We start from the raw sequence: 21,667 nt of genomic DNA, 5'->3' as shown, positions 1-21,667 counted from the left end.
GCACGTATGGATCTCAACGAGACTCGCGAGAGAATCATCTACCAAAAAGAGGGACCCATAGCCCGGGTCACGCTGAACTGGCCGGAGAAGGCGAACGCCCAGGATCAGAAGCTTGCCGAAGAGGTCGACGCGGCGCTGCTGGACGCCGACCGCGACTACGACATCAAGGTGCTCGTGCTCAAGGCCAACGGCAAGGGCTTCTGCTCGGGCCACGCCATCGGCAACAACGCGGTTGACTACCCGTCGTTCGTGGAGAACGCCATGGTGACCGGCCACCCGTGGAAGGCGCAGTCGGACCTGTTCGTCAAGCCGACCCTGAACCTGTGGGAGTTCTCCAAGCCCACGATCGCGCAAGTGCACGGCTACTGCGTCGGCGGCGGAACCCATATGGGTCTGACCACCGACATCGTCATCGCCGCTGAGGACGCCTACTTCTCCTACCCGCCGCTGCAGGGATTCGGCATGCCCTCGGGTGAATGTTCCATCGAGCCTTGGGTGTTCATGAACTGGCGCCGTGCGGCGTACTACCTGTTCACCGCCGAGGTCATCGACGCCAGAAAGGCGCTGGAGGTCGGCCTGGTCAACGAGGTCGTCCCGCGTGATCAGCTTGACGACCGTGTCGAGGCCATCGCCCGGCACATCGCCCAGGCACCGTTGACGACGCTGATGCTCACCAAGGCCAACCTCAAGCGGGCCTGGGAGCTGATGGGCATGCGGGTGCACTGGCAGAGCTCCAACGATCTCGTCGCGCTTGCCTCGATCAGCAAGGATGTGCAGCAGCTGATTCAGACGGTGTTCAAGGACAAGGTGCTGCCGTCCGAGCACGCCGGGCGGCAGGCCGCGGCGGCCGCCCAGGCTGACGGCGCCGCAGCCACTTAGGGCCGCCGGTGAATCTCGCCGATCACGCGATCGCGGCCGCTTCGTCGCCGGCCCTGATCGCCGACGGCCGGGCGATCCCGTTCGGCGAACTCTATGCCCGCAGCCAGCGCGTCGCCGCTGCGCTGCATGACGCCGGGCTGCGCCCGGGCGACGGTGTGGCCCTGGTCCTGGCGAACCGGCCCGAATTCCTCGAAATCACCTGGGCCTGCCAGCTTTCCGGTCTCTACTACACCGCGGTCAATACCCACTTCACCCCGGAGGAGGTCGCCTACGTCCTGGACGACTCCGACGCCAAGGCCGTGTTCGTCGACGCCAGCATGCCCGATCTGGCCGAGCACGTCCGCGCGGCCAACGCGGCCGTCACCGTCCATCTCGTGGTGGGGGGCGAGCTGCCCGGGTGGGACGGGTACGAGGACGCGCTGGCGGTGGCCGGCGCCGCGCCGGCCGTGGCGGACGGGTCGGAGATGCTGTACTCGTCCGGCACGACGGGGCGGCCCAAGGCCGTCCGCCGCCCCCTCCCGACCGACGGCAACGGCTCGTGGGCGCAGGCGGTCCTGGAGTTGGCGCTCACCCACAAGTACGGGATGAGCCGGTCGAGCGTGTACCTCTCCCCCGCACCGCTCTACCATGCCGCCGGGGTGAACTACACCATGGCGGTCCACCGCGTCGGCGCGGCTGCCGTCCTGATGCGCAGGTTCGACGCCGAGGCCGTCCTGGCCCTGATCGAGACCCACCGCGTCACGCACGCCCAGTTCGTGCCCACCATGTTCGTGCGGATGCTCAAGCTGCCCAGGGCGGTTCGGGAGCGCTACGACGTCTCGAGCCTGCAATGTGTCATCCACGCGGCCGCGCCCTGCCCGGTCGACGTCAAGCACCACATGATGAAGTGGTTCGGGCCGATTATCCACGAATACTACGGCGGCACAGAAGGATTCGCTGGGACCACGATCGGTCCGGAGGAGTGGCTGGCCCATCCCGGCTCGGTGGGCAGGCCCATGTCGCCGGTGCACGTCGTCGGCGACGACGGCGTCGAGCTGCCCGCCGGGCAGGCCGGGGAGCTGTTCTTCGAGGGCGGACCGGATTTCGAGTACTTCAAGGACCCGGCGAAAACCGTGTCGGTGTCCAACGACCGCGGCTGGCGCACCCTGGGCGACATGGGCTTCCTCGACGAGGACGGCTATCTCTACCTCACCGACCGGTCCACGTTCATGATCGTCTCGGGCGGGGTGAACATCTATCCGCAGGAGATCGAGAACCTGCTGATCATGCACCCCAAGCTCGTCGACGCGGCCGTCTTCGGCGTCCCCAACGACGAGTTCGGCGAGGAGGTCAAGGCCGTCGTGCAGCCGGTCGACGGCGTCGCTCCGGGCCCCGAACTCGAGGCCGAGCTGATCGAATACTGCCGAGCGCACGCCGCCGGCTACAAATGCCCGCGCACCGTCGAATTCGTTCCCCAATTGCCCCGGGACCCGAACGGAAAGCTGTACAAGAGACGCCTCCGCGAGCGTTACTGGCAGGGGCGGGCATCGCGGATCCTATGAGGGGATGAAATGGTCACCACCCAGAGCACCGATAACAGCCAACTGAACTGGACCCCGCTTCCGGTGCCGTGGGCGGTCCAGGCCGTCGATCGCATTCCCAAGCAGCGCTACTACGACCCGGAGTTCTACGCGCTCGAAAGCGAAATGCTCTGGCCGCGCGTGTGGCAGATGGCCTGCCGTCTGGAAGAGATTCCCAAGGCCGGCGACTACGTCGAGTACGAGATCCTTGACGAGTCGATCATCGTGGTCCGCCTGGACGCGGAAAACGTTCGCGCTTACCACAACGCCTGTCGCCACCGCGGGGTGAAGCTGGTGGAGGGCAACGGAAACCGGCGCACCTTCGTGTGCCCGTTCCACGGCTGGTGTTGGGGCATCGACGGCCGCAACACCTTTGTGCTCAGGCCCGAGGAGTTCGACGAGCACAACCTGGACCCGGAGGATCTTCGCCTGGTTTCGGTCCGCTGCGAGGTCTGGGGTGGATGCGCGTGGATCAACCTCGACGACGGCGCACCGCCGTTCCGTGACTGCTTCGAGCCGTTCGCATCGATCTACGACGCGTGGAAGGTCGAGTCGCTGCGGGTCGAGTGGTGGCAGTCGTGCCGGCTGCCGGTGAACTGGAAGCTGGCGACGGCCGCCTTCATGGAGGGCTATCACGTCCCGCAGACCCACCCGCAACTGCTGCCGTCCAGCATGCCGAAGCGGCCCGGCACGGCCGAACCACCCGGATTGGCCCAGACCAACCTCTATTTCATGCGGACGTTGGGCGAAGGCATGGCCGGCATGACGCACGAGAACGATGTCCGCATCGCCGAGGGCTTGCAGGACCTCGAACTGCCGGCCGACCCCGCCGAGGCGATGGCCGTGTGGCGCCGCACGCTCAACGACGCGATCGTGCACTGGCATCGAGCCCGCGGCTGCGACATCCCCGACCTCAACGAACTCGAGCGGCGCGGCATCACCGAAGCGATCAATTTCGGCTTCCCCCACTACTTCCTGCTGCCCCAGTACAGCAGCGCCTCGTCGTACCGGATCCGGCCGCTCGGCCCGGAGGAAACGCTGTTCGAGATCTGGTCACTCACCCGCATCCCGCCAGAGCAGAGCACGCCAAAACCGACGCCGCCGGTGCCCATGGCACCCGACGACCCGCGCTGGCCTCCGATACCGGCCCAGGATTTCTCGAATCTGCCCCGACAGCAAAAAGGCTTGCACTCCAAGGGTTTTGAGTACATGCGACTGTCCAGCAGGATCGAGGGCCTGATCTCCAACTTCGAACGGGTGATAGACGGCTTCCTCGCCGGCCTGCCGTACGACGCCCTGGTGCCCGCCATCCAGAAGACCAACACCACCATCGACGTGCCCGTCGCCGACCTCGGTTTCAGCGGGGGGGCACGATGACCGGCCGGTGGGACCGCACGGTCGATCTGCTCATCGCGGGCAGCGGCGGGGGCGGCATGGTCGCGGCGCTGGCGGCGCTGGACTCCGGCATCGAACCGCTGGTGATCGAAAAGCAACCCCTGGTGGGCGGTTCCACCGGCCTCTCCGGCGGCATGGTGTGGCTGCCCAACAACCCGCTGATGCGCGCCGACGGCATCCCGGACTCACACGAGGACGGGCTGGCCTACTTCGACGACGTCGTCGGTGACATCGGCTCCGCCTCATCGCCGGCGCGGCGCGAGATGTTCCTCACCGCGGGGTACGAGATGATCAACTTCCTGACCCGCAAGGGGGTTCGGTTCGTGCGATGCCCGGGCTGGAGCGACTACTACCCGAACCACAAGGGCGGCAACGAAGCCGGCCGCGCCATCGAGTGCGTCCCCTACGATGCGGCCGCGCTGGGAAGCTGGAGCGACAAGGTCCAGCCCTCGATGGCCAAGAGTTACGGCGGGTTCGTCCTCAAGACGAACGAGCTGCGTTCGGTGCAGTACTTCAATCGGTCGCCGCGCGCCTTCGCGGTGGCCATGCGGGTGTTCGCGCGCACCAGGGCGGCCAGGCTCCGCCGCCGCGAAATGCTGACCAACGGCGCATCCCTGATCGGGCAGATGCTCAAAGCTTTGATCGACCTGCGCGGTGAGCCGCCGATCTGGACCGGCGCCGCCATCGAGGACCTGATCGTCGAGGACGGCCGCGTGGTCGGCGCGCGCGTGGCCCGCAACGGCACCGTTCTCAACGTCGAGGCCCGCAAGGGCGTGCTACTCGCCGCGGGCGGCTTCAGCCGCAACGCGGACATGCGCCGCCGCTACAGCGGGGACCAGCCCAACGAGGGGCACTGGTCGATCGCGAACGCCGGCGACACCGGCGAGGTGTTGCAGTCCGCGATCGGCCTGGGCGCCAAGACCGACCTGATGGACGAGGCATGGTGGCTGCCATCGGTTTTCATCGCCGACGGCGGTGACGCCGCGCGGGCGCTGGGCAGCGGCCGGCAGCGGCCGGGCGCCATCTACGTCGACGGAACGGGCCGACGGTTCTGCAACGAGTCCAACTCGTACGTCGAAGTCGGCAAAGCGATGTACGCGAACAAGGCCGTGCCGTGCTGGATGGTTTTCGACGAGGGCTACATCACCCGATACGTGTCGGGTGCCAACCCGTTCAAGAGGCGCCGCCTCCCCGAGGAGCTGGTCACGCGGGGCGCGGTCGTGCGGGGCGAGACCGTCGGCGACCTCGCTCGCCAGATGGGCGTGCCCTCCGACGCGCTTGAGCAGACGATCAAGCGCTTCAACGGGTTTGCGGTCAAGGGCCTCGACCCGGACTTCGGGCGCGGCCAGTCGGCGTACAACGACTGTCTGGGCGATCCCGGGTACCGCCCCAACGCCGCGCTCGGCCCGCTCGAGCGGGCCCCCTTCTATGCCACCAAGGTCGTTCCCGCCGATGTCGGGACGTGCGGCGGGGTGATCACCAACGAGCACGCGCAGGTGCTCGACGAGGACGACTGCGTGATCGACGGGCTGTACGCGACGGGCAACCTCACGGCGACGGTCATGGGCCGGAACTACCTGGGCGCCGGCGGAAGCATCGCCTACACCATGGTTTTCGGTTATGTCGCCGCCCGCCATGCCGCGGGCCGCAGGGTCGCCGGCGAGAGAAGCCGCGCCCGCTAGGACGTCACCTAGAGCACCACGCCTGACGGCGTTCCCCCGGGGGTGGTGGCCCCGGGCTGCCCCGCGGCCGGTGGCTCGGTGGGGGCGTTGCCCGACGCCTGGTCCCCGGCCGCCGCGCCTTCGGCGACCGTCGTCGCCTCGTCCTTTTTCTCTTGGTCCTCTTTGTCCTTGTCCTCGTCGTCCTTTTTCGCTTCGTCGGCGGGCGGCGGCTCCGGGGTGGTGTCCGACGCGAGCTGCGCGGGCGTCGACGCGCCGCCCATGCCCTGGGTGAGCCCCTGGATGCCCTGCATGGCGCCCTGCATGCCCTGCGCAGCACCCTGCAGCGCCGGCGCCATGTTCCCCGCCAGCTGGCCGAGCTGCGCGGGCGTCGGGGTCGGCGTCGGCGACGGCGCCGTCCCCTGATCGGGCTTGGGCTCGGGCTTGGGATCCGGCTTCGGCGTTTCCCCGGGCGCCTTGATGACGTGGGCCTTGGGCGGAGCGTCCGGGTTCAACGGCTTCAGGGGAATGTTCGCGTACTGGACGTAGTACTTCAATGCCGATTCCGAGGTCGCCTGAAGTTTTTCGTACCAGTCAATGGCCGAAGCGATGTATTCCTGGTAGCCGTTTTCCACGTAATACCGATACCAGTAATCGCATTGCGACACTTCGTAGGTCGTGGGATGCGCGCCGCCCAGGGCGTGTTGATTCATGTATCCGGTGGTGGCGGTGACTTTCTTGTGCACGTCGACGACCCGGTCGGCCTGCTGTCCGAGGTCGGCGCACAGTTTCGCCATCTTGTAAATCCACTCTTTTTGTTGCTGGAAATTCCGTTCGACCTGCTCCGTCGCCTCACCCTCCCAGCGGCTGAACAGCCGGAACCGATAGGTCTGTTCCTGAAATGACTGCTGAAACGCTTTCCACTCCTGCGCAAACGCCCGGAACGACGTGCCCTGGTCCCCCGTCTCGATGTCCTCGGCTGCCTGCCGGACTTCGTAGTAGGGGTATTCGAACGGCGGCGGCGCCGCCATCGGCTCGGGCGCCGTCCAGGGCTCCTCGTCCGCGGCCAGCGTCGGCGCCGCCACCCCCGCAGCGGAAGCGTCGTTGTTCAGGATGTTGCCGATGTCCTCCGCGGCCCCGGTGTCGACCTCTTCGTAGGCCTTGGCCGCGTTCCTCAGGGATTTCGCCAGACTCCTCCATTCCCGTTCGCAGCCCTTGAGGTACAGGCGCAACGTGTCAGCGGTGAGCGCGAGTCGGGTCGCGGTATCGCTGATGAACGAAAGATTGCACGGCCCTTGTGGATTGGAGGACGGAACGGTCGGCAGCGGTTGCTCAAGTTCGGCGGCTCGCGTCAGGAGTTCCTCGTACTCCACATTCAACGTCTGCGTCATGTCGGGTCATTCTCCTTGTGCTGAAGCGAACTTCGCCGGTAAGTCACGCCGGGGAGAGCGCCGTGCCGACATCCTGGACGGGCGGGCACTTTCTCACGGTCTGGCCCGACGGCACGGGCACGCGCCGGGGCATGGGCGGTCCGATACGCTGCAGCCACCAAGCACCCCTCTCGTTGTGCCGGCCATGCGGGTGGTGCAGTGGCGCGCCAGCCGCTACCAGGTGCAATCCTAATTCACCGACCGGGGCTGTCATGCGCCAATTTTCACGGCTCTCACCGGGTCTTCACCGGCTCGCGTTGAGCGGTGATCGGGCTACGGGTTCTGCGGGTCGTCCTGGCCGACGAACTCGCGCGGCTTCATGCCCGACTGCTTCAGCTCGGCCCGCCGGGCCTGCACATCGGTGGCGGCGCCCACCATGTTCGTCAGGATGTGACTGACCTGCAGGTGGACCCGCATCCCCATCAATTCCCACGCACGCTTAACGTTGTTCTTCACCGCCATCAACGTGGTCAACGGGATTTGGCCGATCTTGCGCGCCATCTCCTCGACGGTGTCCTCGAGTTCTTCGCGCGGCACCACCTTGTTGAGCAGGCCCCAGTCGAGGGCTTCCTGCGCGGACAGCGTCGGGGCCAGCAGCAGCCAATCCATGGTGCGATGCCAGTTCATCAGCAACCACGGCTCGATCATGGTGTGGCCGCCGGGCTCGCCGAGGCTCTGGGCGAGCGGCATCTGGAAGTACGCGTCCTCGGATGCGACGCAGAAGTCGGTCAGCAGGCCGAGGTAGATCCCCCCGCCCATGCAGTAGCCGTGAATCGCGGAGATGGTCGGCTTGGGGAATTCCCACAGATACAGCGTCGGCCACAGGAACAGGTCGGCGGTGCCCTTGTACAGGTCCTCGAAGGTCTCACCGAAATCCGGATACGGATTTTCGTCGGGGCCCCAGCGGGCCACGTGTCCCCCGCAAAACCCTTTTCCGTTCGCCTTGAGGATGACGACCTTGATCTCCTTGTCACGGTCGGCTTCGTGCAGGCACTCGTCGACTTCGGTGACCAGAACCGCGTCCTTGGTGTTGGCCTTGTCGACCCGGTTCAGGATGATCCGCGCAATCGGCGGCTCGCGCTCGTAGATCACCGCTTCCAGGACGCGCCGCTCCATGCGCGTGACATTACCTTCAGACCGCCGGGCCGGAAGCCGATTCGTCCTGCTCGATCGCCAATGCGCTGCGCGCTATGTCCGCGGCGGCGAAAAAGCTTGCCTCCCAGCGGCGTCGGCCGCGCGCGCGAGCAGCCAGGCGCAACCCGCACCCTCACCGGACGCGACCCGCTCGAGGTCGGCGAACGCCGCGGGTAGCTCACCGGCGACCGCGCGAAACGGCCCCGGGGAGCCGCCGACTTCGCTCAGCACGGCCATCGCCAACAACCCGCCCGGCGCCAGGCGCTCGACGATCGCGCGATCGAGGCGACGGTCCCGGAATCGGTGGCAGAGGATGACATCCAGGGGCGGCCCGGCCGGCAGTCCGTCGTCGAGGTCGACGACCTCGAACCGGCACCGGTCGCTGACCCCGGCGCGGTGAGCCAAGTCCCGGGCATGGGCGACGGCCACCGGCGAGACGTCCACTCCCTGCACCGCAAGCCCGCGCGTCGCGAGCCACACCGCCGCCAGCCCCGCCCCGCACGCGAGATCGAGGGCACTGCCCGCGGCGGGAAGCAGCTCCGCGTGGGGGGCCAGGAATTCGGGCGGTCCCACGGCCTCCACCGGAGGCGGTGCCTTCGTGGCGTACCGCTCGTCCCAGCGCCGCCGGTCCGCCTCGGCCATGGGCGCCACTCTAGATCCTTTTGGACGGCCGCCCGCGGTTCCGGGCCGGCGGCCGACAGGTTGCCCTGCCGCGCCCGGGCGAAGCCTTCCTACACTGGACGGGTGTCTAAAGATGCGGCGCGCCGGTCCGACCGCAGGCCGGGCCAGACGATCCGCAAGGTCCTCGACGCCGGGCTGGAGGAGCTGCGCGAATCGTCGTACGCGAATCTGACGATGCGTTCGGTGGCGACCCGCGCCGGGGTGTCGCCGGCCAGCGCCTACACCTACTTTCCGTCGAAAAGCGCGCTGGTGGCGGCGGTGTACCTGCGGTTCCTGCGCGAGCTCCCGCTGCATACCGACGTCAACGAGACGACCAAGGCGCGGGTCAGCGCGACGCTGCGCGACATGGCCGTGGTGGTCGCCGACGAGCCCGAGCTGACCGCCGCGTGCGGCGCCGCGCTGATGGCCGACGACCCGGCGGTGCAACCGATCCGGGAGCAGATCGGGCAGGAGGTGTCCGCGCGGATCGGGGCCGCCCTGGGTCCCGGCTGGCCGCGTGCGGTCAAATCCACACTGCAGATCACCTTCTCCGGCGCCCTGATGACCGCCCGGTTCGTCAGCTTCGACGAGATCGAGGGACAACTCGAAGAGGCCGTCAACCTCATCCTTGGCGCCTCCGTCGCCTAACCGGCGGTGCCGCAAATGATTAGGCGGCGCGTCACGCCACCGGCGTCAGGCTCCGGGAATCCTGACCGGCCCGCAGAAAACGGCCGAACTTCTGCCTGCCCAGTGCCGGTGCGGGCTCGCCCGCACCGAACGCGAACCGTCCCGCCACGAGCACGGCGCTGACGGTTTCGTCGTTGCGGTTGACCATCCGCGACAACCCGCCGTAGGACTCCACCGGATGCTCGGCGTAACGATCCAGCGAAGCGTCGAGCTTGTCCGGATTGATCACGACGAGGTCGGCGCGATCACCTTCGCGCAGGGTGCCTGCGTCGATTCCGTACCAGGAGCCGAGCTCGCCGGTGAGCCGGTGCACGGCACGCTCGACCGACATGAACGGGGTGCCGTGCTTTTCCGCCTCGTGCACGTGCCGCAGCAGGCGAAGCCCGGAGTTGTAGAAGGCCATGTTGCGCAGGTGCGCCCCGGCGTCGGAAAAGCCCATCTGCACGGTTTCACTTCGTGCCAGCTTCTTGAGCACCTCGGGGCGATGATTGGAAATCGTGGTGCGCCAGCGCAGCTGTTCGCCGTGCTCCACCACCAAGTCGAGAAACGCGTCGACCGGATGCAGGCCGCCGCGGTCCAGCCCCACCTGCCCGAAGGACTTGCCCACCACCGTCCGGTCGGGGCAGGCCACGATCTCGGCGTCGAAGAAGTCGCGGTGCCACACCCTGGGCCCGAACTTGCGGTCGTAGTCCTCGCGGAACCGGCGGCGGTAGTCCTCGTCGCGCATGAGCTGATTGCGCTCGATCTCGCTTTGCAGGTGCAGCGCCGCTGCGCCCGCGCCGAACTCCTCGAACACCACCAACGAGATCCCGTCGGCGTAGACCTCGAACGGCACCGGCAGATGCTGCCAGCGGAAGTCGCCGCCGAGGCCGTTCACCACCCGCGCGAGCCGGTCCATCAGGTGGATCACCGGGGGTATCGCCTTGATGTCGGCCGCCGAGAGCAGGCTGGTCTTCAGCCGGGGACGGCCGAGGCCCAGCGACGTCGCCAGCTGCGAGACCACCGACAGTGGATTCTTGATATCCGGCCCCGACTGCAGGATCTTGTTGCGCCGCCGCAAGATCGCGTTCAACCGGCGCAGTTCGCGGGTCTTGGCGTACGTCGACGGCAGCGTGCGCGACCGGCAGACGTCGCCGTCGAGTTTGTCGAACAGCAGTTGTTGTGAGGACATCCCGACGAATCCCTCGTCGAGCGCCTCGTTCAGCATCGACTCCATCCGCGCCAGCTCCGCCGCGGACGGCCGGACGTCCTTGCGCGTCGCCCGGTCCAGGCCCATCGTCGCGGCACGCATGTCGGAGTGGCCCATGAAAGCGGCCACGTTGGGGCCCAGGTTGCGCCGGTCGAGTTCGGCGACGTACTCGGCCGGATTGTTCCAGGAGCGCGCCGCGTCGAGATGCTCGATGACATAGCGCCGCGGAATCGCCTCGACCCGGCCGAAGATGTCCCCCGCGTCGACGTTGTCCAGATAGACCGTGGACAACGAACACGATCCCAGCATCACGGTCGTCACCCCGTGTCGCAGTGATTCGGAAAGTGCTGGCTCACAAAGTATTTCGACGTCGTAGTGCGTATGGATGTCGATGATGCCGGGCATCACCCACTGTCCCGTCGCGTCGATCACCTCGGCGCCCGTCGTGTCGAGCGATTCCGGGGTGACGATCGCGACCCGGCCGTCGCGCACACCGATGTTTCTGCGCGCCGACGGCGCGCCCGTCCCGTCGAACCAGCGACCACCTGTGATTACGGTGTCGTAGTGCAAAGTCCCGCCTTCCTGCCGCGCGGCACCCCCAGATTCGCAGCGATCATACATAACGGCAGAAGTGTCCGGCCGTGTTAACCAGCACCGATCGCCTGCTTCCAGCCGCTATGATCCGGCTGTGGGGATCACCGGCTACGGCGTTGCCGCTCGATAGATGCGCAGTCACGGTTGGGCAGGAAATGCGCCCGCCTCCGACGAGGAGGCGATCGAGCGCATCCTCGATGCCGCCGACCGGATCATCGACGAAGGCGGCTCGGCGATGCGGATCGCCGACGTGGCGCGGGCGCTCGGGGTGACCCGGCAGACCGTTTATCGGTACTTTCCCGGGACGCAGGCTCTGTTGGTGGCGTCGGCCATGCGGTCGGCCGACGGCTTCCTGGATCGGATGGCCGCCCACCTCGAGGGCGTCACCGACCCGGTCGTGGCGATGACCGAAGGGATGGCCTTCGCCATCGAAGAGTTGGCCTCGGACAACCAGGTCGAAGTCGTGCTGAGCCAGCGCCACCGGGGCGGGCAGAAGGTGTCGATCATCTCCGATACCGCTCTGGCGTTCGGGCGGTCGATGCTGCACCGCTACGACATCGATTGGGAAAGCTACGGTTTCGACGAAGCCGGCCTCGACGAGCTGAATGAATTCAGCCTTCGGGTGCTGCACTCGTTCCTCGCCGACCCGGGGCGGCCGCCGCGCAGCGGTGCCGATCTGCGCCGGTACCTCACCCGCTGGCTGGGGCCGGCGATCGCCTATCCGCAGTTGGTGCGCGCGATGGGCGCGCTGCAGACGCCCGAGCCGCGCACGCGGCGGCGCCCTTCCAAGGCATCGTGACAATCGGCGACGGGCTCGGTTGACGACAACCACAAGGAGCGGGCATGACCGGCCTCGGACAGATCGCGCTCAATAGCGCGCCGGTATTCGGTGGGGCGATGCTGGCCGTCGCCGCCGGCCAGTTCCGCGGCCCGGATTATCGGGGCATGATCGCGCAGGACATGGACCTGCTGGAGCGGTTGCCGCCGGAGGCCGCCGGGCGACGCGCCGAATTGCAGCGCACCATCGACGCCCGCATCGACGACCTGATCGAGACCTCCGACCGGGGGCGGGCGTTGCGCAAGGCGGCATTGTCTTACCAGGGCAACTGGCGGGACTTGGTGCTCCTGGTCTGCGCGGTGCTGTTCACCATCATCTGGTGGGACGTCGACCACGACAGGGGCAACTGGCTACCCATGTTCGTCCTGCTGATCCTGCTGACCATCGTGACCGTCGCCTACGCGTTTCGCGGCGCGCTGCGCGCCGCCGGTTCGTTGGTGCACAGACGATCCCAGGCTCCCGGGTCGCGGTAGCCCGGTGTGGGCCCCCGCCGCATAACGCGCGCGTTTGGTCAGCCTGTGACAAGATCGCGCTGTGAAGGCGCATACCCTCGGCGGTCTGATTGGTGCTGTGCTGGCGCCCTTTTGGGCGCTTCCGGTTGCCCCGCTGACGGCGGCCGACCCGTGCCCCGATGTCGAGGTGGTGTTCGCGCGGGGCACCAATGAGCCGCCCGGCGTCGGCCGAATCGGTCAGAGTTTCGTCGACACCCTGCGCTCGCACGTCGGCGGCAGGTCCCTGGGCGTCTACCCGGTCGACTACCCGGCGACGACGGATTTCCCCAAGGCCGTGGACGGCATCAGCGATGCGGGCGCGCACGTCGAACACATGGCGGTCTCCTGCCCGCGAACCAGGATGGTGCTGGGCGGATACTCCCAGGGCGCGGCCGTGATCGGCTTCGTCACCGAAAGCGCCGTCCCCGACGGGGTGCACCTGGTGCAGGCCCTGCAGCCAATGCCGGCGGAGGTTTCCAACCACGTGGCCGCGGTCACGCTCTTCGGCAAGCCGTCGAGCCAGTTCATGAACATCATCAACGAGCCGCCGGTGACGATCGGTCCACCGTATGCGGGCAAGACCATCGAGTTGTGCGTGCCCGGCGACCCGATCTGCTCGGACGCCACGAACCCCATTGCCCATCGGCAGTACGTCGAAGCTGGCATGGTGGATCAGGCGGCGGATTACGCGGCCGGCCGCATATAGCTCAAACGCTCGGGGAGGCCACTGTGGCCGCTGACGGAGATCCGATCGACGGCGTCGGAAGCGCGGCCTTCGATGTCGCCGATCGGCTGGCGATCATCAACTTGTTCGGCGCCTACGCCTACACCTACGACCACGACCGGCTCGACGAGTTTCGCGCCTTGTTCACCGAATCCCCCGAGCTCGTCCTGCTGCACGAGGGCCGACCGCTGTCGGCTGACATCGACACGGTGATGAGCCTGCTCGCGGCCCGGAAGGCAGCGTTTCGGGCCGAGCACAATCAACGCCGCCATGCGCTGAACTCGTTCTGGTTCTCCAGCCAGGGCGCGGACGAAGCGACCGGGCACTGCTACGTTCAGGTCTTCGCCATCTCAGACGGTGGGCCGCCCCGTCCCGACCTGACCGGATGTTACGACTTCACCGCGGTCAAACAGGACGGCCGCTGGCGGTTCAGCCGGTGGGTGGTGGGCATCGACCAAACGCAAACCCAGTGAACGTGCGCCCTGGCCCAAACCCCGTTTGTCGCAAGGTAATTCGCCCTCAGCGTGGCCCGGCCCCCGCCTCCAGGACCTCGAGCGCCGCATCGATGTTGGGCATGATGGTCGGGCCGTAACTGTTCACCAGCTGTCCGAGCGCGCGGGCGATGTGCGGTCCGACCGCGCCGGCGGCGAGCACCTCCTCGGCCAAGACGATGCCGTTCACCAGGTGGGCGGCGCTCAAGCGGCCGTCCGGGGTGACTTCGTAACGCCAGTCGCCGATCTGCACCCGCTCGGGCTGCGACCGGAAGAAGCCGCGCCGCGCCGGGACGAGGATCACCCCCGGAACCCCGCAGAAGACCCTGAGCACCAGCCCGACTCCCCCGGGACCGGCCAGCGTCGTCCCGATGGCGTGGCCGACCCGCTGTTGATCAAGGCTTGTCATCAATCACTCATGGGCAGGACGAACGACGGCGTGAGGGTTTGCGGCTCGCCGCCGCGACGCACCGCGGTTCCGGCCACGTAGAACTCGACGGTGTGATGGCCCCACGCGTAGTTCGAGATGGCGAAATGCACGCCGACGACGCCGGTTCCGCCATCGCGTTCGGCTTCGCTCTGCATACGCGACATGGCCAGCTCGCGAGCCTGGTAGCTCCCCTGCGTCCACTGCGGCATCTCGGCGTTGCGGCCGACCTGGCTGAGCGTGCGCAGGAACCCTTGCACGGCAATGTGAAACACGCAGTTGCCCATGACGAACGCCACCGGGGCGAATCCCGATCGCAGGAGCGTGGTCAGGTCTTGCCCGGACAGGTGGCTGGTGAACGCCTGCCCGTTGGGGCGCCGGTAAACGCCGGGCTTCTCCGTGTAGCGCACCGCGGTCCCGACCGCGATGAACTCCAGATGCTCGCCCTCGCCCTGATGGCGCCATTCGAGCCGGACGCCGACCACGCCGTCCGCGCCCAGCGAATCGGCCTCCGCCTGCATCCGCGACATCGCGTTCCAGCGCGCCCGGTAGGTGGCGTCGGTGAGCACGGGCAGTTCGGATTGCTGCCGAATGCCGGTGAACTGGTAACCGACGTGGTAGACCGAGACGCCCATCACCAGTTCGATCGGCTCGAACCCGGCCCCGTGCAGCAGCGCGAATTCGTTGATGGACAGGTCGGAAGTGAACACCTTGCCTGCGTGCGACAGTCGTTCGCTGGCAACTGGGTCGAGCGGGTTCGGTTGCATTGTCAAAACACCCTCCTGCGGTTCGCAGGACAGCGTATGTCGCGCGACCGCGACGCACACCCCCAACGTGCGACTTTCCAGTGGACCCCGGGCGACATGACGGTGGTCCGCGATCGTGGGACCCGGCGCCTCGCGGAGCCGGCCGGCCCGCGGCGAGATCGATTTGCTGCCGGGCCGTTCAGCCCGCGGCTTGCTTGGCCCCGATCATCCTGTGCAATTCGTCGACCGACCACGGTTCGGCCTGATGGTGGTCCCGGTAGCCCAGCAGCCGCGGCGTCGGCCGGTCGAAGCTCCCGACGAATCCTCCTGCGGCAACGAAGATCTGGCCCGTGACGGCCCGGGCGAGGTCGCTCACCAGATACGCGTAGAGCGGGGCCACGAAGGCCGGCGGGGCGCTGTCGAGGGAGGCCCGCATGGTCATTTCGTCCAGCAATCCGCGGCGATGCAGGTCCTCGATGTGTCGTTCGTATTCGGCGCCGGTGGACAGCCGCGTCCGGGCACCGGGACACACCACGTTGGCCCGCACCCCATGCGGCTTCAGTTCCGCGGCGATGGCCACGGTCAGGGCGTTCACCGCTCCCTTGCCCGCGGGATAGCCGGTGCCGCCGTAATCGCCCAAGAAGGCGACCGAGCTGGTGGTGACGAGCGCGCCGTGCCCCTGCGCGGCCATCACACGACCGGCCGCCCGGCACGTGTGGAACGCCGAACCGAGGTGAGCGCTGATCAGGCGGTCGAACTCGTCCGGCGAGATGTTCAGGATCGAGGACCCTGGCGGCTCGGCAACCCCGGCGCAGTTGATCAGGGCGTCCAGCCGCCCATGAGCGCGTACACACTCGTCGACCAGCGCCCCGGCGACGCGCTCCTCGTTCGCGGGTCCGACCACCGCGGTGGCGCACCCGCCGGACGCCGTGATCGCGGCGACGGCCTCCTCGACGGCGTCCTCGTCGCGCCCATTGACCACGACATCGGCGCCCAGAGCGCTCAGCAGTTCGGCGATCGCGCGCCCGATTCCCCGGCTGCCGCCGGCCACCACCACCCCGCGGCCCTCCAGCAGGCGGTCTGTGTCGTTCACCGCCATCGGCGCCGGAAAACGTTGTGCGCGAGAGGCTCTCGACACCGGTCGACGGCGCGTCGCGCGAGTTTGGTCACGAACATTAGGCGAACAGTACCCAGCGAGCGTACAAATGAGAACCTCACCCTCCGGTTGCTCGCCGCCGGTCCCCGCACCTTTGCGGCTAACCGGTGAGGGCGTCAGAATGGCTGGCCAACGCTCACTTGGCTATGTTCTGGCGGTTTGCTGTGATCGTCCTCGTTGCCCGGCGGCTGCGGTTGCCGACGCGTTTCGGCCCCAATCGGGCCAAGCGATCGCGGGCGTGTGCGATGGGGCGTATAGTCAAGATCGAAGTCCGTTCTGGACGTGTCGCCGTTTAGCTCAAAGCGGCCAGTCAGCCGCACGGCTACTGAGCATGGTATGGCTCCGGCGAAACGACCCGAGTCATCTCTCTCGTTGGTAATCCGTGCGCGTTGTCTAAACGACCCAGTCCTGCGGATAGAGGTGGAGTGAGGCGATTCTGCGCATGACCGCATGCCTCGCTGCACACGACTCAGAGGAGTGAGTCAGCAATGCAAAAATCTCTGTGCAGCAAAGGTTTCAGGATCGACCGCGCCAACATCGGGCGCGTGCGCCTATGACTGATGTGATAACAACCCCGCGCCCTGCCGAGTGCCGCGACAAGAAATCCGACGATTCCTACGACGACGTGGTCGAAATGTTCGTCGAACTGCGCCAAATGCCCGCCGAGTCGCATGAGTACGGCCGCCAGCGCGAACGCATCGTGGCCCGTTGTCTGCCTCTTGCCGACCACGTGGCAAGCCACTTCGCCCGCCGGGGTGAAGGCATCGACGACCTCGTCCAGGTGGCGCGCCTGGGTTTGATGAACGCTATCAACCGGTTCGATCCCGCCAAGGGACCCAGCTTCATCGGCTTCGCGGTCCCGACCATGATGGGCGAGGTCCGTAGGTACTTCCGCGACTACAGCTGGGGGATGCGGGTCCCCCGGCGGCTACGCGAACTGCACGTGCAGATCAGCAGGACGACCGGGGACCTGGCTCAGAAGCTGGGCCGCGCGCCCACCGCGGGCGAGCTGGCACAGGTGCTGGAAGTCCCCCGCGAGGAGATCGTCGAATGCCTCGTGGCGGGCGACGCCTACCGGCTGGATTCCCTGGATGCCCCGGTGGGCGCCGACAGTTCGGGCACGCCCCGACTGGTCGCCGACGCCGTTGGCGGCCTCGACCCGCAGATCGAGCACATCACCAACCGCGAGGCGCTGCGTGTCCTGGTTGCCGGCCTGCCCGAACGCGAACGCGAGGTGTTGCGCATGCGGTTCTTCGAATCGATGACGCAGAGCCAGATCGCCGAGCGCATCGGGGTGTCACAGATGCAGGTCTCCCGCATCCTGGCCAGCACCCTGCGCTGCTTGCGCGACCAATTGGAGTAAACAACTCATCGCCCGCCAGGGGCCTTGGGCGCCACGCCCGCGCCACGCCGCAATGTACTGTGCGATTCGGGAACGAACTCGACTGCGGCGCCGAAGGCGGCCTGGGAAGGGAGCTCGAACGATGAGGACTTCACGGACGGTGGCCGCGGGAGTCGCGGCGACGACGGCGCTGGCGGTGGCGGTGTCGGGGTGCGGCGGGAAGAATTCGACGCCTTCGACGTCCAAGCCGGGGTCGTCCAGCTCGGCTACCAGCGCCCAGAGCTCGGCGCCGGCATCGTCGGGCCCCGCCCAGCCGAGTGACTACACCGGGTTGCTGATCCAGGCCAGCGACATCAACGCCCCGATTCCGTTCACAGCCACCCCGCCGACCACCAACCCGAACGGCCAGCCCGGCGTCGCGACGACGTTCAAGGACGAGGACGGCAGCCACGTCATCAAAGACACCATCCAGGTGTTGGCCGACCCTGGCGCCGCAACGAACGCGTTGAACGCGGCCAAGGGCGGTCAGGGTGACGTGATCAAGAACCCGACCACGCAAGCCGCCGCCGTCGGGACGGGCGGAACGACCCTGCTGGGTAACTCCCCCGACCACAACAAGGGTGTGACCCTGCTGATGTTCACCGAGGGCAGGGCCTTCGTGACACTGCAGTTCGACGGACCGCCCGACACGCTGGCCCCCGCGGATTTCGTCAACGACGTCGGCCAGAAACAGGACGCGGCCATCAAGAAGGGGCTCGGCGGCTGACCGAGAGCTGACCGCCCACAATCCGAGGAGCCCGATGACCGTAATCAACGGCATGCCGGCCCATGCGCTGCTGCTGCACTTCGTCGTGGTGCTCGTACCCGTGACCGCCCTGCTGGAGATCGTCTGCGTGTTCTGGCCGACGGCGCGGCGCGGCCCCCTGTTGTGGCTGGCGGTGATATCGGCCATCGTCACCATGGTGCTCACGCCGATCACGGTGGACGCCGGGGAATGGCTGTATGACCTGCGGACCAAACCCAGCGCGATCCTGCAAAAGCACGCCGCCCTGGGCGGCACGATGACCTACTTCGCGGCCGCGCTGCTGGCGGCCGCGTTGGTGCTCGTGGCGATGCGCCTGATCGAACGCCGCTCAGACAAGAGCCGTGTGGCCGTCCGGGCGACCATCGCGATACTGGTGCTCGCCGTCGCCATCGCATCGACGATCCAGATCTACCGCGTGGGTGATGCTGGGGCGCAATCGGTTTGGGGTGACGAGATCGCGCGTCTGCAGAAATCGCACCCGGGTTAGCGGTTATCGCGGCGCCTATGCGGTTGGCGTGAGGAGAAAGAGCCGGAATGTGCGCCGGCCCGCGCGATCCTGGGCGACCTGGTAGTTCGGCCAGTGCGTTACCGCCGTGGACCATGCTTGGTCACGTTCCGCGCCGGTGAGCAGCCGGACCGATGCCACGAAGCGATGGCCGCGCCTGCGGACGGTAACGCGTTGTGTCGCTTTGAGGTTCGCCGACCACGAGGGATGGCGCTCTCGGCCCCAGTTGGAGCCGACCAGCAGCAACCCGCCGTCGAGCGGCACGTACTGCACGGTCGCGGTACGGGCGAGGCCCGTCTTGCGGCCCGACGTGGTGATCTGTACGTTCGGCAAGCCCACGAGATCGAGTACACCGAACCGTCCAGTCGTCGCGAAGCGAAGCAGCGCCTCAAGACTTTCCGCGACTGGCCGGCCAGTCAGGACGAGCCGGCGGTAGGCCGCCGGATTCCGGGCCACCCGCTGCAGCGGATTCATACGCAGACTGTATTCCCGGCGGCCCCAGCGCGGGCATCGGAGCGGTGAAATGACCCTGACGGCTGGGGTTTCCGATGCCGGCGCTCGGTCACGCCTTCCTGGCGCCGCACCGATTAAATAAATTGCTTGATTTAATATGATGGTCCGTGTTCACTTGGGCGATGACCGCCGAACGGGCCGCCCGTTCCGACAGGTCGACGGGCACCCGGGAGGCGATCCTGTCGGCCGCGGAAGTGCTGTTCGCCGAGCGCGGCATGTACGCGGTATCGAACCGGCAGATCAGCGAGGCGGCCGGGCAGGGCAACAACGCCGCGGCTTGCTATCACTTCGGCACCAGGACCGACCTGCTCCGGGCGATCGAGGACAAGCATCGGAAGCCGATCGAGGCACTGCGCGCGCACCTGCTGACCGCAATCGACGATTCGGCCGACCTGCGCGACTGGGTGGGCGCGCTGGTGCGGCCACTGACCGATCATCTGCATGCGCTGGGCACCCCCAGCTGGTACGCCCGCTTCGCCGCCCAGGCGATGGCCGATCCCACGTACCGCCACGTCGTCACCAAAGACGCGCTCGCGTCGCCGCTGCTGGTGCAAACCATCGACGGCATCAACCGTTGCCTTCCCGACCTGCCCAGGCGGGTGCGGTCCGAACGGATGGTCATGGTGCGCAACCTGCTCATGCACACCTGCGCCGAGCACGAAGGCGCTCTGGCCGAGCACGGGCCGCGTTCGCGTTCGGCCTGGCCGGTCGCCGGCGAGGGCCTGATCGACGCGATCGTCGGCCTCTGGCGCGCACCGGTCCATGTGAGCGCGGCGCGCACCTAGCCCCGCCGCACACCAGAACAGGCCAAACCGAGGAGCACGATGACCGACGTCTCGACCGACACCGCTATTCCGGAGTTCCCCATGTCGCGGGCGCCGGGTTGCCCGTTCGCCCCGCCGCCAGAAGTGCTGCAGCTCAACGCCGACAGACAGTTGAGCCGGGTCCGGATCTGGGACGACAGCACGCCCTGGCTGATCCACGGCTATGAGGCGACCCGGGCGTTGTTCACCGACTCGCGGACCAGCGTCGACGACCGGCTCCCGGGCTATCCGCATTGGAACGAGGGCATGCTCGCGACGGTGCACAAGCGGCCGCGTTCGGTGTTCACCTCCGACGCCGAGGAGCACACCAGGTTTCGCCGGATGCTCTCAAAACCGTTCACCTTCAAGCGGGTTGAGGCGCTGCGGCCTGCGGTGCAGCAGATCACCGACGACCACGTCGACGCGTTGCTGGCCGGCCCAAAGCCGGGTGACATCGTGAGCACATTGGCGCTGCCGGTCCCCTCCCTGGTCATCAGCGAGTTGCTGGGCGTGCCCTACCAGGACGCGGACTTCTTCCAGACCCAGGCCCAGCGCGGCATGGACCGCTACGCCACCGAGGAAGACACGGCGCAGGGCGCGGCGTCGCTGGCGAAGTACCTGGCGAACTTGGTGCGGGCCAAGATGCAAAGACCCTCCGAGGATCTGGTTTCCGACCTCGCCGAGCGGGTCAACGCCGAAGAGCTCACCGTGCGCGAGGCGGCCCAGCTGGCCACCGGTGTGCTCATCGCCGGTCACGAGACGACGGCCAACATGATCAGCCTGAGCGTCGCGGCCCTGCTCGACCATCCCGACCAGCTGGCGCTGATGCGCGACACAGACGATCCGCAGGTGATCGCCGTCGCGGTCGAGGAATTGATGCGCTACCTCAGCATCATCCAAACCGGCCAGCGGCGGATCGCGGTCGAGGACATCGACGTGGGTGGCGAGACCATCCGAGCCGGCGAGGGCATCATCCTCGACGTCGCTCCGGCGAACTGGGACGGCCGGCAGTTCCCCGACCCGGACCGCCTGGACCTGCGCCGCGAGGACGGACCGCACGTCGGGTTCGGCTACGGTCGCCACCAGTGCGTCGGGCAACAGCTGGCCCGGATGGAATTGCAAATCGTCCTGCCCACGCTCCTGCGTCGCGTCCCAACCCTGCGTCTCGCGGCGCCGCTGGAAGAACTGCCCTTCAAGCACGACGCGCTGGCTTACGGTCTCTATGACCTGCCAGTGACATGGTGAAACCCGACCCGGGCCCGCAGGTGCCCGACTTGCGGGCGTTCGCTGGAAAGCGTTGCGCCGCTGGGCAACGAGCTGACGGCCGAGGCCCGGCCCGTTGACATCTTGCTCAACAACGCCGGCATCATGACGCCGCCGCAACGCCAGGAGGCCCGAGGCGGCTTCGAATTGCAGTTCGGGGACTCCCACACGTGCGCCTCGTTTATGGTGGATGGTCTGGGGCTCGCCCAGGTCGACGAGATCGGAATCGACAAGGTGATGTGGTCGTCGGACTACCCGCACAACGAGAGCACCTACGGCTACTCGGAGCGGTCGCTGGCCGCGGTCGTCGACGCCGTCGGTACCGAGAACACGGTCCGCGTCGCCAGCGCAAACATCAGAACGTTCTCGGACCTGTGA

Annotated in this window: 22 protein-coding genes and 2 pseudogenes; 16 read left to right on the top strand and 8 right to left on the bottom strand. The window is 67.4% G+C overall.

Annotated elements, in window-relative coordinates:
- The first annotated feature begins 6 nt into the window (after positions 1-6).
- Genes A5691_RS16285 through A5691_RS16270 form a run of 4 tightly spaced genes read left to right on the top strand, consistent with a single transcriptional unit; the run spans position 7 to position 5,515 of the window.
- Positions 7-879, top strand: a complete 873-nt coding sequence (locus A5691_RS16285; RefSeq protein ID WP_068266683.1) for an enoyl-CoA hydratase-related protein — start codon at positions 7-9, stop codon at positions 877-879.
- An 8-nt stretch (positions 880-887) separates the two neighbouring features.
- Entirely contained in the window at positions 888-2,420 is a 1,533-nt protein-coding gene (locus A5691_RS16280) for an acyl-CoA synthetase (protein ID WP_067750250.1), read from the top strand.
- A gap of 9 nt (positions 2,421-2,429) precedes the next feature.
- Complete coding sequence (locus tag A5691_RS16275) at positions 2,430-3,815, top strand: SRPBCC family protein (RefSeq protein ID WP_067750248.1); 1,386 nt, start codon at positions 2,430-2,432, stop codon at positions 3,813-3,815.
- Positions 3,812-5,515 carry an FAD-binding protein gene (locus A5691_RS16270; protein ID WP_067750246.1) on the top strand — a complete coding sequence of 568 codons (1,704 nt, stop codon included), beginning with the start codon at positions 3,812-3,814 and terminating at the stop codon, positions 5,513-5,515. The genes A5691_RS16275 and A5691_RS16270 overlap by 4 nt, the downstream gene beginning before the upstream one ends.
- Positions 5,516-5,523: 8 nt before the next feature.
- Here the strand turns inward: A5691_RS16270 and A5691_RS16265 are convergent, their stop codons facing one another.
- The 3 genes from A5691_RS16265 to A5691_RS16255 form a co-directional block, all read right to left on the bottom strand.
- Entirely contained in the window at positions 5,524-6,882 is a 1,359-nt protein-coding gene (locus tag A5691_RS16265) for a hypothetical protein (RefSeq protein WP_067784675.1), read from the bottom strand.
- Between the two features lie 312 nt (positions 6,883-7,194).
- Positions 7,195-8,037 (bottom strand): enoyl-CoA hydratase-related protein, encoded by an 843-nt coding sequence (locus tag A5691_RS16260; RefSeq protein ID WP_067750242.1) that lies wholly within the window; start codon positions 8,035-8,037, stop codon positions 7,195-7,197.
- Positions 8,038-8,109: 72 nt separating this feature from the next.
- Entirely contained in the window at positions 8,110-8,697 is a 588-nt protein-coding gene (locus tag A5691_RS16255) for a bifunctional 2-polyprenyl-6-hydroxyphenol methylase/3-demethylubiquinol 3-O-methyltransferase UbiG (protein ID WP_067784678.1), read from the bottom strand.
- A 102-nt stretch (positions 8,698-8,799) separates the two neighbouring features.
- Here A5691_RS16255 and A5691_RS16250 point away from each other — a divergent pair, with 102 nt between their 5' ends.
- Positions 8,800-9,363 carry a TetR/AcrR family transcriptional regulator gene (locus A5691_RS16250; protein WP_156669965.1) on the top strand — a complete coding sequence of 188 codons (564 nt, stop codon included), beginning with the start codon at positions 8,800-8,802 and terminating at the stop codon, positions 9,361-9,363.
- A 31-nt stretch (positions 9,364-9,394) separates the two neighbouring features.
- On the opposite strand, the gene A5691_RS16245 is transcribed toward A5691_RS16250, so the two are convergent.
- Positions 9,395-11,161: an amidohydrolase family protein gene (locus A5691_RS16245; protein WP_067750326.1), complete on the bottom strand. Its 1,767-nt coding sequence runs from the start codon at positions 11,159-11,161 to the stop codon at positions 9,395-9,397.
- A 154-nt stretch (positions 11,162-11,315) separates the two neighbouring features.
- Here A5691_RS16245 and A5691_RS16240 point away from each other — a divergent pair, with 154 nt between their 5' ends.
- The 4 genes from A5691_RS16240 (at position 11,316) to A5691_RS16225 (ending at position 13,711) form a co-directional block, all read left to right on the top strand.
- A complete protein-coding gene (locus A5691_RS16240) occupies positions 11,316-11,984 on the top strand; it encodes a TetR/AcrR family transcriptional regulator (RefSeq protein ID WP_067750236.1) in 669 nt (222 codons plus the stop codon).
- Between the two features lie 44 nt (positions 11,985-12,028).
- Complete coding sequence (locus A5691_RS16235; protein WP_068017286.1) at positions 12,029-12,496, top strand: hypothetical protein; 468 nt, start codon at positions 12,029-12,031, stop codon at positions 12,494-12,496.
- Positions 12,497-12,557: 61 nt separating this feature from the next.
- Complete coding sequence (locus A5691_RS16230; protein WP_369827108.1) at positions 12,558-13,220, top strand: cutinase family protein; 663 nt, start codon at positions 12,558-12,560, stop codon at positions 13,218-13,220.
- Positions 13,221-13,243: 23 nt separating this feature from the next.
- A complete protein-coding gene (locus tag A5691_RS16225) occupies positions 13,244-13,711 on the top strand; it encodes a nuclear transport factor 2 family protein (protein ID WP_067750229.1) in 468 nt (155 codons plus the stop codon).
- A gap of 46 nt (positions 13,712-13,757) precedes the next feature.
- Here A5691_RS16225 and A5691_RS16220 read toward each other — a convergent pair whose 3' ends face one another.
- From A5691_RS16220 to A5691_RS16210, 3 genes are all read right to left on the bottom strand, one after another.
- Positions 13,758-14,138, bottom strand: a complete 381-nt coding sequence (locus A5691_RS16220) for a DUF5073 family protein (protein ID WP_067750228.1) — start codon at positions 14,136-14,138, stop codon at positions 13,758-13,760.
- The gene (locus tag A5691_RS16215; RefSeq protein ID WP_067750227.1) at positions 14,138-14,923 is read right to left on the bottom strand and encodes a heavy metal-binding domain-containing protein; all 786 of its coding nucleotides are present in this window, start codon (positions 14,921-14,923) and stop codon (positions 14,138-14,140) included. Before A5691_RS16215 ends, A5691_RS16220 begins: the two co-directional genes overlap by 1 nt.
- 178 nt (positions 14,924-15,101) lie before the next feature.
- Positions 15,102-16,001, bottom strand: a complete 900-nt coding sequence (locus A5691_RS16210) for an SDR family NAD(P)-dependent oxidoreductase (RefSeq protein WP_067750225.1) — start codon at positions 15,999-16,001, stop codon at positions 15,102-15,104.
- Positions 16,002-16,611: 610 nt separating this feature from the next.
- On the opposite strand from A5691_RS16210, the gene A5691_RS16205 reads away from it, so the two are divergent.
- The 3 genes from A5691_RS16205 (at position 16,612) to A5691_RS16195 (ending at position 18,692) form a co-directional block, all read left to right on the top strand.
- Positions 16,612-17,421, top strand: coding sequence for a SigB/SigF/SigG family RNA polymerase sigma factor (locus tag A5691_RS16205; RefSeq protein ID WP_067750223.1), 810 nt, complete (start codon positions 16,612-16,614; stop codon positions 17,419-17,421).
- Positions 17,422-17,542: 121 nt separating this feature from the next.
- Positions 17,543-18,166 carry a hypothetical protein gene (locus A5691_RS16200; RefSeq protein WP_067750221.1) on the top strand — a complete coding sequence of 208 codons (624 nt, stop codon included), beginning with the start codon at positions 17,543-17,545 and terminating at the stop codon, positions 18,164-18,166.
- Positions 18,167-18,200: 34 nt separating this feature from the next.
- Positions 18,201-18,692: a DUF2231 domain-containing protein gene (locus tag A5691_RS16195; protein ID WP_068017292.1), complete on the top strand. Its 492-nt coding sequence runs from the start codon at positions 18,201-18,203 to the stop codon at positions 18,690-18,692.
- 15 nt (positions 18,693-18,707) lie between these two features.
- Here the strand turns inward: A5691_RS16195 and A5691_RS16190 are convergent, their stop codons facing one another.
- Complete coding sequence (locus A5691_RS16190; protein ID WP_068017295.1) at positions 18,708-19,184, bottom strand: nitroreductase family deazaflavin-dependent oxidoreductase; 477 nt, start codon at positions 19,182-19,184, stop codon at positions 18,708-18,710.
- Positions 19,185-19,330: 146 nt separating this feature from the next.
- On the opposite strand from A5691_RS16190, the gene A5691_RS16185 reads away from it, so the two are divergent.
- The 4 genes and pseudogenes from A5691_RS16185 to A5691_RS16175 form a co-directional block, all read left to right on the top strand.
- Positions 19,331-20,008, top strand: coding sequence for a TetR family transcriptional regulator (locus A5691_RS16185; protein ID WP_067889120.1), 678 nt, complete (start codon positions 19,331-19,333; stop codon positions 20,006-20,008).
- A 39-nt stretch (positions 20,009-20,047) separates the two neighbouring features.
- Positions 20,048-21,271, top strand: a complete 1,224-nt coding sequence (locus tag A5691_RS16180; protein ID WP_068017298.1) for a cytochrome P450 — start codon at positions 20,048-20,050, stop codon at positions 21,269-21,271.
- Positions 21,272-21,310: 39 nt separating this feature from the next.
- Positions 21,311-21,457, top strand: a pseudogene (locus tag A5691_RS28360) (short chain dehydrogenase); the annotation flags it as partial.
- A pseudogene (locus tag A5691_RS16175) lies at positions 21,443-21,667 on the top strand (amidohydrolase family protein); the annotation flags it as partial. The pseudogenes A5691_RS28360 and A5691_RS16175, both read left to right, overlap by 15 nt.

Origin of the sequence: Mycobacterium sp. E183 (assembly GCF_001667735.1) — a bacterium.
GTDB lineage: Bacteria > Actinomycetota > Actinomycetes > Mycobacteriales > Mycobacteriaceae > Mycobacterium.
Note: the sequence above shows the minus strand (reverse complement) of the source record. Positions and strands in the feature narration are given on the sequence as shown.